The sequence below is a fragment of the Arthrobacter sp. P1_D4 genome, assembly GCF_056406115.1.
The window spans coordinates 124,143-137,140 of the sequence record NZ_JBFUAU010000016.1 but is presented as its reverse complement, the minus strand read 5'-3'; the positions used below and the strand labels follow the sequence as shown (position 1 = coordinate 137,140).

Here is a 12,998-nt window from a genome sequence, read left to right as displayed (position 1 = left end):
GGCTTAGCCCATGCGGCCGCGCGTCTCGGGAACCTTGGTGAAGAGCACCAGAAGGAGCACGACGGCGGCGGCCGCGGCCATGTAGAAGCCGGGCGCGTGAGGCACCCCGGTGCCGCCGACGAGGGCGGTCCCGATGAACGGTGCAGTGCCGCCGAAGAGGGCGTAGGCGCCGTTGTAGCTGATTGCCGCCGACGTGAAGCGGGTGCGGGTGGTGAAGATTTCAACGAAGAAGGTGTAGCAGCCTCCGCCGTAAATGCAGAGCGCCACCACGAAGAGGGACTGGCCCAGGAGGGCGAGAGGGAGGCTTCCGCTGGTCACCAGCATGAAACTCGGCACTGAAAGCAGGGCCAGCGCGGCCGAACCGGCAATCAGCATTGGTTTGCGGCCGAAGCGGTCGCCGAACCGGCCGCCGAGAGGAAGCAGGACGGCGTAGAGGGCGAGGGCGGCGGCGTTGACCAGGAGGGACTGCTCACGGCTCAAGTGGCCCGTGGTCTGGACATACGAGACGAAATAGGCCGAGAGGAAGTAGAAGCCCATTGCGGTGAGGCCCATGACAAAGATGACCTGGACCATGCGGAGCCGGTTTTCGCGGAAGGCTTCGCGGACCGGGCTGAATTCCTTGGTCCGGGCAGCCTTGGCCTCATTGAATGCATCGCTTTCCACCGTCCGGCTGCGGATCCAGACGCCGAAGAGGGCGAGCGGCAGGGCGAGCAGGAACGGCAGGCGCCAGCCCCACGCCATGAAGGCCTCGTTGGGCATTGACTGGCTCAGGATGAGGATCATCGAACCGGCGACGACAGAGGGCAGCGCAGTGGCGGCGATGGTGATATTGAGCCAGAACCCGCGGCGGCTGACCGGGGCATGCTCGAAGACAAACGATGGCGCTCCCACCGATTCGCCGCCGGCGGAGAAGCCCTGGATCAGCCGGCAGAGGACCAGCAAAACGGGTGCCCAGGCGCCGATCTGGCCGTAGGTCGGCAGCAGCCCCATCAGGGCGGTGGCCCCGCCGATGGCGACGAGCGTGATGGTCAGGACCCGGCGGCGGCCGATCCGGTCGCCAAGCGCGCCGAAGAACAGGCCGCCGACGGGACGGACTACGAAGGCGACGCCGAAGGTGGCGAACGTCGCAAGCATGGCCGTGACCGGGTCGCTGCCGGGGAAGAACAGTTGGGAGAAGATGACCGCGGTGAGGCCGTAGAGGGTGAAATCGTAGAATTCAATGAACTGCCCGATGCTGCCCCCTGTGAGGACTCGCTTCTGCATCTTGGTGATGCCAAAGGGGCCGGACCGCGAAGTGTCCTTGTCCAGGGCCGGGGCAGACGCTGTGGTCTGGGAAGCGGACGCCGGCTGGTCCGTGATGTCGTTGATCGTCATGACAGCCACGCTAGAGGCGCCGTGTTTCCGAAGTTCCCTGCCGTGTTACGGACCCGGGAAATGAAATCTGCTGATGTTGCCGCCGTGTTGCCGGCAAGGCACGGCCCGGACATAAGTCGGACACCTGGGGCGTGAATCGGAACCATTGAATCTCCTTTGATCAACATGGTTGTCGCGCTTCGGGACTCGGCCAAGGGCCGTCATTGCGCGGGATTTGCCATTGGACTCCCGCCGGCACCACCGCACTGGACCAACTGTGTGTGATCCGGTTCACATCTGTCCAATTGATTGTTTTGGCCGAATCGATAGATTTTACCGATGCCAATTACGCCCGATTCCGCAGTCATCGTCGCCGAGAAGCCAGCGGAATTCCCCGTGCTACTGCCGGGCGGCACCGTAGAGACGGATGCAGGTCTCCTCAAAGGCCAGTGCCCGACGGGTGGGTTGCACCCCCTCGGGGCGGACCAGCATCACCTCGATCGGCGGGAAGTCGTCCGTCAGGGTCAGGGCCACCACCCTGCCGCCGGAATACGTCAGGTCGCTGTGGAGCCGCTGGTTCAGCACTGCGTACCCGTGCCCCTTCGCCACAAACGAGCGGACCGTCTCATACCCGGCAAAGCGGTGCCGGACGTTCGGAACGACGCCCGCGATCGCGTACAGCTGCTCGTAGTAGTCCCGGCTATGCGGGAGATCCAGCACCACCGCGGGTTCGCCGTCCAGATCCTTCAGCGCGATGCTCCGCTCAGGCCGGGATGCCGCAGGGTGTTCAGCATGGACCAGCACATGAGGGGGCACCCGCTCGAGGACCGTGTGTGTAAAGCCCCGGCCCAGGCCGAGACCATACATCAGCGCGACATCGCATTGCCCTTCGAGGAGGGCGGTCTGCAGGCTCGCCAGATCGGCCTCCAGAAAGGAGACCTCGACCCCCGGATGCTGAACTTCGAAGGTCTGCAGGATTGCGGGAAGCCTGAAGGGTGCCAGCGGCGAAAACACGCCCACCTTGAGCTCTCCGACCAGGCTTGTCGCAAGCCCCCGGGCCGACTCGTACAGCGAATCCGCATGCTCCAGCAGCACCTTGATGTCCTGGGCAAGCTGCCGGCCGGACGGCGTCAGCCGCAGGCCGCGGGTCCTGAGCCGGACAAACAGCTGAGTCGACAAGCTTGCTTCTAGCTGGGCCATGGCCGTGGACAGGGTGGACTGGGTCACGAGCAGCCTTTCGGCGGCCGACGTCATGTTTTCGAGCTCGGCCACCACCGCGAAATACCGCAGCTGGGTCAAGGTAAAGGGCTTCGCCATTCGTCAATGCTCGCATTCTGCGCGGATCCGCGCTCACAGGCCCCGGAGCCGGTGCAGGAGAAGTGCGACGTGCAGCGAGGTCCGGGATTCTGGGTCGTCGAGGTCCACGCCGAGGAGCTCCTCCAGTTTGGCCAGCCGCGCATAGAGCGTAGGACGGCTCAGGTAGCCGCTGCGGGCCATCGCCGCTTTGTTGCCCCCGGACTCGAGGTACCGGCCCAGCAGCTCCAGGTGCCCGCCGCCGTCCCGGGCGTCGGCCTGCAGGACACCCTCCAGTTCTGACTCCGCGAACTGCTGCACGCGCGGATCCTTGCGCAGCAGGGCCAGCAGCCCCCGAAGCCGGACGTCCGTCGCCCGGTAGAACGGCTTCCGATCACCCCGCAGCGTCGCCGCGGTTTCGGCGACGTGGGCGGCTTCGTCAATGCCCGCCGCCGCTTCGAGCAAGGAACCCCTCAGGCGCCCCACGCCGATGCTCCATGTCGCCTCCGCCGGATTGCCGGCCCAGCCTCCGCCGGGCCGGTCTCCGCGGAGGGGTGGCACGGGCCGCATGTCGCTGCCCGCGAGGGCATCGGCGAGACGCTGGAGGGTCGGATCCTCCAATTGCTTCGCAGGAATGGCCAGGATCATGCCCACCGATCCGGACCGGATGCTCGCGGTCAAAGCGCTGCCTGACACGGCTTTGAGGGCCCTGGCGAGCTGCTCCAGCAGGGCACGTTCCTCCTGTTGCCCGGCCAGTGGATCGATGCCGCCTCCCGCTGCCCCAGCTGAGGGGCCATAGGCTGGTCCGCCGCTCCGGAACACAACCGGCAGGTAGAACGGCGACCGCCTGAGTCCCAGCGCCGCGGCGCGGGCCTCCGCCTCGTCCTCGCCCAGCCCGCGGGGCTGACGCAGGGCGTTGAGAAGCCCCGCCTGCGCCTGGTGGCTCAGCTCTCGCCGGTCCCGTTCGGCGAGCCGGTTGATCGCCAGGGTCTGGGCCGCACGTTCCAGCACCATGGCCGCCGCGCCGTCGTCGTCGAGGGCGACCGGCACCACCAGCCGCCCCCAGACGTTCCCGCGCACGCCAACCGGCGTCTGCAGCCAGGCCTCGGGCCCGGCGCGGCTCGTCTCGGGCGGCGACGGCGTGGTCCGCGACCGCCGCTCCCAGTCCTCCAGCAGTTCGGTGGTCCGCAGCGGCCGGGCCGAGTATGCGAGGACGAGGTGCGAGAGGTCCTCCAGGACCACCGGGGCGCCGATCATGACCGCTGCCTGCTCCACGACCTGCCCGGTCCCGGCGCTTTCCAGGCTCAGCACCGTGAAGGCTTCGTGGACGTCGCGGGCGCGTTCCACCCGTTCCAGCTGCTCGGCGACGATGATCCGGTGCACAATTTCGGTGATCTGGACGAACCGCACCCGGCGTTCCACCACGATCACGGGCATGGCCGCGGCCAGTGCGGCCCCGCGCAGCGCTTCCATACTGCGCTTCCTATCGCCGACGAGTTCAACAATCAGGCCGGACGCTGCCGCCTTTTCCAAGGATCTGATGAACGACGCCGTAAGCCCGGGTTCCTTTTCCAGCTCCAGTCCGGTGGTAAGCACCAGCTCCCCGCCCGACAGCAGCCCGGAAATGTCGAGCAATTCGCTCACGTGGACCCAGCGCACGGGGTTGTCGAGGGCCCCGGCGCCGCCGAGCAGGAGCGGCGCGGCCTCGCGGAGAACGGGAAGGTCAAGGATCGAGCCGACGGTGGGCAACATTTACATAGTGTAAACGAGGCTGTGATTCTCCTTACACCCTGGCACTTATGGTGCCGTCTCCCGGTAGGGACACTGGACTCAACGCACCCCCGAATACCGCATGAGGAGAAACCTTGCACATCATCGAGCACTGGATCAACGGCAGCTACGTCCCCGCCGGCGCGCGCACGGCCCCGGTGACCAACCCGGCCACGGGCAAGGTCACAGGCCAGGTTTCGCTCGCGAGCCAGGACGAGAGCCACGCCGCCATTGCCGCGGCCAAGGCCGCGTTCCCCGCATGGCGAGACACCTCGATTGCCCGCCGCACCCAGATCCTCTTCGCCTTTCGCGAACTGCTCAACTCCCGCAAGGGCGAACTCGCCGCCATCATCACCTCCGAGCACGGAAAAGTCCTGGATGATGCCCTCGGAGAAGTCACCAGAGGCCAGGAAGTCGTCGAGTTCGCGTGCGGCATTCCCCACCTGCTCAAGGGCAGCTACACCGAGAACGCGTCCACCAACGTGGACGTCCACTCCATCCGCCAGGCCCTGGGTCCGGTCGCAGTCATCAGCCCGTTCAACTTCCCGGCCATGGTGCCGATGTGGTTCTACCCGCTTGCCATCGCCGCCGGCAACACGGTCGTCGTCAAGCCCAGCGAAAAGGACCCCACGGCCGTGAACTGGATGGCCGAACTCTGGAAAGAAGCCGGCCTGCCGGACGGCGTCTTCAACGTCCTGCACGGCGACAAGGTGGCCGTTGACGCCTTGCTCAACCACCCGGACATCAAAGCCGTCTCCTTCGTCGGCTCCACCCCGATCGCCAAGTACGTCTATCAGACCGCGACGGCCAACGGAAAGCGCGTCCAGGCCCTTGGCGGAGCAAAGAACCACATGATCGTGCTGCCCGACGCCGATCTTGACCTGGCCGCCGACGCCGCCATCAATGCCGGATTCGGATCGGCGGGCGAACGGTGCATGGCCATCTCTGCCTTGCTCGCGGTGGGCGAAATCGCTGATGAACTGGTGGACAAGATTGCCCAACGTGCGGCTTCCCTGCGCACCGGCGACGGGCTGCGCGGCTGCGACATGGGCCCGCTGGTGACGGCCCAGCACCGGGACAAGGTTGCCGGCTACATTGATGCCGGCGAAGCTGCCGGGGCCCAACTCGTCGTCGACGGCCGCAACATCGCCGCCGACGCGGAAGGTGACGGGTTCTTCGTCGGACCCACGCTTTTCGACAAGGTGACTCCGGACATGTCCATCTATCAGGACGAGATCTTCGGTCCGGTCCTGTCCGTGCTTCGCGTTGACAGCTACGACGAGGCGCTCGAGATGATCAACGGCAACCCATACGGCAACGGCACCGCCATCTTCACCAACGACGGCGGCGCGGCGCGGCGCTTCGAGAACGAAGTGGAGGTGGGCATGGTGGGCATCAACGTCCCCGTTCCGGTCCCCATGGCCTACTACTCCTTCGGCGGCTGGAAAAACTCGCTGTTCGGGGATACCCACGCCCACGGCACCGAGGGCGTCGGTTTCTTCACCCGCGGCAAGGCGGTCACCTCCCGCTGGCTGGATCCAAGCCATGGCGGCATCAACCTCGGCTTCCCGCAGAACGCCTAAGCCACCCGAATCCGAAAGGCAGCTGTCATGACCTCGACCCTTGAAAACGTAACCCTCCCGCAGCAGGAGGCCGCCGAGGGCGCCCGCCGCGCCTATGAACTGGACCGCAAGCACGTCTTCCACTCCTGGTCCGCCCAGGACCTCATCGATCCCATGGTCATCTCCGCGGCCGAGGGCTCCCACGTCTGGGACGGCGACGGCAACAAGTACCTGGACTTCTCCTCGCAGCTGGTCAACACCAACATCGGCCACCAGCACCCCGCCGTCGTGTCCGCCATCGCAGCACAGGCCACCAAGCTGTGCACGATCGCCCCGAGTTACGTCAACGACGCGCGCTCCGAAGCTGCACGCCTGATTGCCGGGCGCACCCCCGGCGAACTAAACAAGATCTTCTTCACCAACGGCGGGGCCGACGCCAACGAGCACGCCATCCGCATGGCCCGTCTGCACACGGGCCGCCACAAGGTGCTCTCCGCCTACCGTTCGTACCACGGCGGCACCCAGCTGGCAATCAACGTCACCGGCGACCCCCGGCGCTGGCCCAGCGACACCGCCAGCACCGGCACCGTCCACTTCTTCCCGCCGTACCTGTACCGCACCGCCTTCCATTCCACCACCGAGGAGGAGGAAAGCCAGCGCGCCCTCGAACACTTGGAACAGCTGATCAGCTTCGAAGGCCCGTCCACCATCGCCGCCCTCATCCTGGAAAGCATCCCGGGCACGGCCGGGATCTACGTGCCGCCTCCGGGATACCTGCAGGGCGTCCGCGAGCTCTGCACCCGGCACGGCATCGTCTTCATCGCCGACGAAGTTATGTCCGGCTTCGGCCGCACCGGAACCTGGTTCGCCGTCGAGCACTTCGACGTCGTTCCGGACCTGCTGACCTTCGCCAAGGGCGTGAACTCCGGCTATGTTCCGATGGGCGGAGTGGCAATCAGTCCGGAGATCGCAGCCACGTTCGGCAAGCGTGTCTACCCCGGCGGCCTGACCTATTCTGGCCACCCGCTCGCGGCGGCTGCCGCCGTCGCGACCATCAACGCGATGGAGAATGAACAGATCGTCCAGCACGCGGCAGCCCTCGGCGAGAAGGTAATCGGCCCGGCCCTGCGTGGATTCACCGAGCGCCACCGCTCCGTTGGTGAAGTCCGCGGCAAGGGCGTCTTCTGGGCGATCGAACTCGTCAAGGACCGGAAGACCCGCGAGCCCCTGGCCCCGTACGGCGGCTCAAGCCCGGAAATGAACCAGCTGGTGGCGGCCTGCAAGTCCCGCGGGCTGCTCCCGTTCGCGAACTTCAACCGAATCCATGTTGTCCCGCCGTGCAACACCAGCGTGGAAGACACCCAGAAGGGCTTGGCGGTACTGGACGCCGTGTTGGACATCGCGGACGGCTTTGCCGCCTGAGGCGCTCCCGCACTATTGACATCGAAAGACGGATGCTCCCCCGCACAACGCGGGGGAGCATCCGCCATTTCGGCGCAGAATTTCCGGCGACTCGGACTTTTCCCGTCCGCTCAGCCGGCCCGGGTCAGGAACTCCTTGAGCAGCGGCCCGGACGTGGTGGCCCCGAGTCCGCCGTCCTCGACGAACACGGCGACGGCGAGGTCACCGTGCACGGCCACGATCCAGGCGTGGGTCTTGGGCGGGGTGTCGTTGCCGAACTCGGCCGTTCCGGTCTTCGCCCCGACGGGCTCGCCCGGGACGGAGGCCAGGAACCCGGCATGTCCGCTGGTGACGACGGCCCGCATCATGTCAGCCAGCGCCGCGGCTTCCGCTGCAGTCACCGGCTTTTCGACGGCCGTGGCCGGTGCGGGGGCCGACGGTGTCGCGTCACCAGAGGCCGGGGCAGCCGGCGACGTGCCGGCGGTAGCCGTTCCTGTGGGGGCGGCGCCTTGGGCATCTGGAGGACTGGCGCCCTCGTTCGGATTCAATACCAGCTGGGCGGCCACCGGGGCTCCCTTGGCCACCGAGCCGGCCATGACGGCGGCGGCCAGGGGGGACAGGAGCACTTTGCCCTGGCCGATCATGGAGGCGGCATGTTCGGTTCCTTCGGCATCCCCGGGGACGGAGCCGAGGAATGCGGCCGCGCCGAGCGCGGGTGCTTCAACTGCCACGCCCAGCGAGGTCGCGGCGGATTCGAGCTGTGCCTGGGTGACGGTGTCGCGGGCGTTGATGAACGCGGTGTTGCAGGAGTGCGCAAAGGCGTCGCGCAGCGTCACGGACCCCAGGGAGGACTCAGGGTATCCCTCGGCGTTCTTGAAGGTGCGGCCGTCCACCGTGAGGGTGGGCGGGCAGTCCACCTTGGAGTCGGGCGTCATGCCGTTGCGGAACATAGCCAGGGAATCGACCATCTTGAAGATCGATCCAGGGGCATACTGTCCCAGCATCGCGGTGTCGTAGCCGTTGCTGCCCGGCCCGGAGGCGGCTGCCAGGACGGCGCCGCTGGAGGGCCGGAGCGCCACAATGGCCGACGCCGGGCCGACCTTGCCGAGGACGTCTTCCGCGAGCTGCTGCAGCTTCGGGTCCAGGGTGGTTTTCAGCGGGGTGCCTTCTTTTATCTCAGTTTGAAAAAGTACGCGGCGTCCCGCATTGGGCAGAGCCTGCTTCTCTGCGGCGGTGAGGCCTGCCTTCTCGGCGAAGACCTGAATGCCGTCGCTGCCGCGAAGCTGCGCGTCGTATTGCTGTTGCAGGCCACCGGTGCCCGTGGTGTCCCCGGCTTTGAGTGCCCCGTTCGATTTTTCGATCTGTTCTGCATTCGCCTCCGCTGCGGTGCCCAGCAGGGCGCGGGCGAAGGTGCGGTTTGGTGCCAGCGGAAGGGAGTCCCGGATGGCGCGGGCGCCGGGAATCTCGCCGATCTGAGCATCGGTGATGGTCCGTCCTTCTTCACGCAAAGTGATGGCGGCAACGAACGCCTCGGGGCCGGCCGCCGCGACCTGCTGCCCGTACGCCGCCGAGTCGACCCCCACCAGTTGGGCAAGCTTGGTGGCGGAATCGGCGGCGTCTGCACCGCCGAGCGCCGGCTTGTCGATGCCAACATTGACCACGGGCCGGTACGTGACCAGCGGGACCCCGCCGGCGCCCAGGATGTCGGCGCGCGACGGCGAATGGGTTGCCGAGCCGACGAGCTCGCCTTCGGCCAGCTCGGGGACCAGGGTGGCCGGGTTCCAGACCGTCAGCCACTTGTCGCCAGACTTCTTGAACTCGGCGAAGGTGGTGTACTTCCACTCTTCGGAGCCGATCTTCCAGCGGTAGTTGAGCGGGACCGTGGCCTTATCGGCCTCCAGCGTCAGTTGGCCGCTTTCCACTGCAGGGCGGGCCGGGTCAAGCCCCTTGAATATTTCCTTGAGCTGGTCGTTAGCGGCACCGGAGTCCTTGCCCTCAAAGGCAACGGATCCGACGTCGAGCGCGGACACCGCGGAGGCGAGCTGTTTGGCAGCGCTTTCGGCGCCCTCACGGCCGTCGCCGCAGGCGACCAGCGAGCCGCCAAGAACAAGGCCCACAAGGGCCAGTGCAAGTTTTGATGAGTTCCCCATGGCGCCCATTATGCCCCGGGCCACCGACAAGTCCGTTGTCACATAACACCGTCACTTAGCACCGTCACCCGCCCCCGGCTTCACTTCGGGTGCCGGGAACGCCTAGGGCCGCCGGATGATCCTGCGCTGCGCTGCCACGGCGATCGCGGCGGTGCGGTTGTCCACGCCGAGTTTGCCGTAGATGTGCACCAGGTGCGTCTTGACCGTGGCCTCGGAAATGAACAGCTGCTTCGCGATCGCCCGGTTTCCCATCCCGGTGGCCAGCAATCCGAGCAACTGGACCTCGCGGGCGGACAGGGCAGGCTCCGGATTCCTGATCCGGCCCATCAGCCGGGCCGCGACCTCGGGGGCCAGCGCGGTGCCGCCGGCCGCGGCAGAGAGCACCGCCTGGCGGATCTGCTCGGGCGGGGCATCCTTGAGCATGTAGCCGCTGGCGCCGGCCTCGACGGCGGCCAGGATGTCGGCGTCGGAGTCATAGGTGGTCAGGATGAGCACCGGCGGCGGCGGCTCGCCGGCCTCTCCTGCCTTGATCCGGCCGGTGGCCGTGACGCCGTCCATGCCCGCGCCCATCTGCAGGTCCATGAGCACCACGTCCGCGGGCTCACCCAGGGTGTGGAGCCTGGCCAGTCCGGCCAGCGCGGCGCCGCCGTCGGCGGCCTCGGCCACCACCGTGATGCCCTCCAGATCACCCAGCATTGCCCGCAGACCGGCCCGGACCACCGGGTGGTCGTCCACCAGGAACACCCGGATGTTGTTCATTTCCGGTCCCCGCGGACCGGCGCCGGCGCGGCGTTGGAACCGGGCGCTTGGCCCAGTGGCAGCCGGATGGCCACCACGGTTCCCTCACCCGGGGCAGACTCGATGTCCAGCTGCCCGTGGAGGGCGGCCACGCGGTCCCGCAACGACGTCAGCCCATAGCCGGACCCGTCCGGACGGGCCGGCAAGGCCGAGGGGTCGAATCCGGCGCCGTCGTCGTAGATGTCCATGGCCACCTCCGGGCCCAGGAAGGAAAGGGTGACGACGGCGGTGCCCGCCTGCGCATGCGCCCGCACGTTGGCCAGGCTCGCCTGCGCGGCCCGGAGCAGGACCGTCTGGTGGGCGCCGGGGAGTTCCACCGGCACACCTTCGACGTCGAGGCGGCACCGCAGCCCGGCACCCCGCGCCGCGGTCTCCGCTTCGGTCTTTTCGCACAGCCGGAGAAGTCCGGCCACGAGGGAGCCGTCCTCGAGATCGGGGGACTGCAGGGCCCGGACGAAGTTGCGGGCCTCTGCCAGGTTGGCGGCGGCCGTGTCCCGGACAATCCGCAGCCTGTCCCGTGCCACGGCGGGTTCGCCGTCGTCCAGGGCCTTCTCGGCCGCGCGCCCCATCAGCACGATGCTGGACAGGCCTTGGGCGAGAGTGTCATGGATTTCCCGGGCCAGCCGGGTGCGCTCGGCCAGGGTGCCGGCATTGTGCTGGGTCCGGGCGAGTTCGGCACGGGTGCGGCGCAGCTCTTCGGCCGCCAGCCGCTGGTTTTCCGCCTCCAGGAACAGCGCCCGGTAGGCCAGTCCGGTGACCACAGCGAAGGCTGCGCCGAAAACGGGCCCGAGCACCATGGGCAGCTGCAGCCCCACGCTGGCCGGATCCGCAGTGGCCAGATCGGGAGACGCGCTACCGCCGTTGTGGAACCAGAGCGCCGCAATAACAAACCCGGTACTCAATGCGATCGCCGGCAGCGCCAGCCGGCGCCGGAGCACGTGCAACTGCAGGAAGAACAGCGGGAAGGCCAGCCAGACGAAGTCGGCACTGGCCCAGACCAGCAGCAGCCAGAGGAGGCAGACGCCGCCCAGCCACCAGGCCGAGTAGGGCCGCGGATCGAACCGGGTCCGGCGGGCGGCGTGCCGTTTCTCCAGCACGGTGCCCACGAGGTAGAAGGCGGCGAGCAGCACGGCCAGCAACAGGGTGATCCACTCCTGCCCAGTGATGCCGCCGGCCAGGAGCCGGAGCAGCGCCACCAGGAGCAGCACCGCAAAGCCGACGTGCAGGCTCACGCGAAGGACGCGCAGAATGACGGCCGCCCCGGTGGGCTCCGGCGCGTGCGGTGCGCCGGCATGCCCGGCGCCGGCGTGCGGTGCGCCCCTGGGTCCTGTGCCGTTGTGGACCGTGTTGCCGGCGTCGCCCTCCATGCTTCCAGCGTAGTGCCGGTGCGGCGGGGCTCCTGCGGAAAACGGCCCGCCCCCGGCGGAATCAACCTTTTGGTTGATCGCAGGGCCGTCCGACCGGTGGCGGCGGTCCAACCGGGCGGCCGATGCCCTGGAGCCCGGCGGAGGGAAGGCTGGAAGCAACGCCACAAGCGCCTCAAACGACACCAAGAAGGACACCATGTATCTCGCCATCCGCGATATCCGCTTTGCCAAGGGACGGTTCGCCCTGATGGGCGCGGTCGTCGCCCTCATCACCCTCCTGCTCGTCATGCTTTCCGGGCTGACGGCCGGACTCGGAAACCAGTCGACGTCGGCCCTCGCCGCCCTCCCGGCCGACCAGCTGGTCTTCGGCGCCCCGGCCGGGAGCGCACCCAAGGCCTCGTTTACCGAATCCGAAGTCACGCGCGCCCAACAGAGCCTGTGGTCGGCGCGCGACGGCGTCGCCCGAGCCGACGCCGTCGGGATCAGCCAGAGCCGCTTCCAGGCACTCGGCGCCGTGCCGGCACGCACGGCAAGCGTTGCGGTCTTCGGCACCGAGCCCGGCGCAGGCCTTGCTCCTGCCCCGCTGACAGAGGGAACCATCGCCGTCGGAGCCGGACTGGCGGAGGACCTGCAGCTCAGCATCGGCAGCCACGCCTCGGTGGGCGGCGCCGACCTCGTTGTGACGGCCGTCGTGCCGGAGCAGTGGTATTCCCACACCGGCGTCGTGTGGACCACGCTGGCCGACTGGCAGAAGCTGGCCCATATCCAAGACGCGGACGCCGCGACGGTGCTGGCCGTGACATTCGACTCCACCGCCGGAACAGGGGTGGATCTCGGTGCCGCCAACACCGCCGCGGGAACCGTCAGCACCACGATCGACGGGTCCTTCCAGGCCCTCGGCTCCTACAAGAGCGAGAACGGCTCGCTGCTGCTCATGCAGGCCTTCCTCTACGGCATCTCAGCCCTCGTGATTGTTGCCTTCCTGACGGTCTGGACGGTCCAGCGCACCCGGGACATCGCCGTTCTGAAGGCACTGGGCGGGTCCGCCCGCTACATCCTCCGGGACGCCATGGCGCAGGCGGCCCTGGTCCTGCTGGCCGGCGCGGTGGCCGGGGGGCTGGCCGGTGTGGCCGGCGGAGTCCTCGCGTCGCAGGCGGCACCGTTCCTCCTCACGCCCTGGACAACGCTGCTGCCCATCGCCGGAATCGTGCTCCTGGGCCTGGCCGGCGCAGCCCTCGCGGTCCGCAGCGTCGCCCGCGTCGATCCGCTCATCGCCCTCGGCGGCAACTGAGCAGCCCCGGCCC

Annotated in this window: 9 protein-coding genes; 3 read left to right on the top strand and 6 right to left on the bottom strand. The window is 67.9% G+C overall.

All coding sequences use genetic code 11. The annotated features are described in order from the left end of the window. Positions 1 to 3: 3 nt before the first annotated feature. From AC1D0A_RS16115 to AC1D0A_RS16105, 3 genes are all read right to left on the bottom strand, one after another. The gene (locus tag AC1D0A_RS16115) at positions 4 to 1,374 is read right to left on the bottom strand and encodes an MFS transporter (RefSeq protein WP_476946288.1); all 1,371 of its coding nucleotides are present in this window, start codon (positions 1,372 to 1,374) and stop codon (positions 4 to 6) included. A 378-nt stretch (positions 1,375 to 1,752) separates the two neighbouring features. Continuing rightward, positions 1,753 to 2,670: a LysR family transcriptional regulator gene (locus AC1D0A_RS16110; RefSeq protein ID WP_243178134.1), complete on the bottom strand. Its 918-nt coding sequence runs from the start codon at positions 2,668 to 2,670 to the stop codon at positions 1,753 to 1,755. Between the two features lie 33 nt (positions 2,671 to 2,703). Further along, complete coding sequence (locus AC1D0A_RS16105) at positions 2,704 to 4,398, bottom strand: PucR family transcriptional regulator (RefSeq protein WP_476946287.1); 1,695 nt, start codon at positions 4,396 to 4,398, stop codon at positions 2,704 to 2,706. Between the two features lie 113 nt (positions 4,399 to 4,511). Between AC1D0A_RS16105 and AC1D0A_RS16100 the strand changes: the two genes are divergently transcribed. Together AC1D0A_RS16100 and AC1D0A_RS16095 are read left to right on the top strand one after the other, a co-directional pair. Further along, positions 4,512 to 5,999: a CoA-acylating methylmalonate-semialdehyde dehydrogenase gene (locus tag AC1D0A_RS16100; protein WP_476946286.1), complete on the top strand. Its 1,488-nt coding sequence runs from the start codon at positions 4,512 to 4,514 to the stop codon at positions 5,997 to 5,999. A gap of 27 nt (positions 6,000 to 6,026) precedes the next feature. Further along, positions 6,027 to 7,400, top strand: a complete 1,374-nt coding sequence (locus tag AC1D0A_RS16095) for an aminotransferase class III-fold pyridoxal phosphate-dependent enzyme (RefSeq protein WP_476946285.1) — start codon at positions 6,027 to 6,029, stop codon at positions 7,398 to 7,400. Positions 7,401 to 7,510: 110 nt separating this feature from the next. Here the strand turns inward: AC1D0A_RS16095 and AC1D0A_RS16090 are convergent, their stop codons facing one another. The 3 genes from AC1D0A_RS16090 to AC1D0A_RS16080 all read right to left on the bottom strand — a co-directional run bounded on the left by AC1D0A_RS16090 (position 7,511) and on the right by AC1D0A_RS16080 (position 11,694). After that, on the bottom strand, positions 7,511 to 9,529 hold the full coding sequence (locus AC1D0A_RS16090) for a penicillin-binding transpeptidase domain-containing protein (protein ID WP_476946284.1): 2,019 nt from the start codon (positions 9,527 to 9,529) through the stop codon (positions 7,511 to 7,513). 102 nt (positions 9,530 to 9,631) lie between these two features. Further along, positions 9,632 to 10,288, bottom strand: coding sequence for a response regulator (locus AC1D0A_RS16085; RefSeq protein WP_243178139.1), 657 nt, complete (start codon positions 10,286 to 10,288; stop codon positions 9,632 to 9,634). Next, positions 10,285 to 11,694, bottom strand: coding sequence for a sensor histidine kinase (locus AC1D0A_RS16080; protein ID WP_476942791.1), 1,410 nt, complete (start codon positions 11,692 to 11,694; stop codon positions 10,285 to 10,287). Before AC1D0A_RS16080 ends, AC1D0A_RS16085 begins: the two co-directional genes overlap by 4 nt. A gap of 196 nt (positions 11,695 to 11,890) precedes the next feature. Between AC1D0A_RS16080 and AC1D0A_RS16075 the strand changes: the two genes are divergently transcribed. Next, positions 11,891 to 12,985 carry an FtsX-like permease family protein gene (locus AC1D0A_RS16075; protein ID WP_476946283.1) on the top strand — a complete coding sequence of 365 codons (1,095 nt, stop codon included), beginning with the start codon at positions 11,891 to 11,893 and terminating at the stop codon, positions 12,983 to 12,985. Positions 12,986 to 12,998 lie beyond the last annotated feature (13 nt).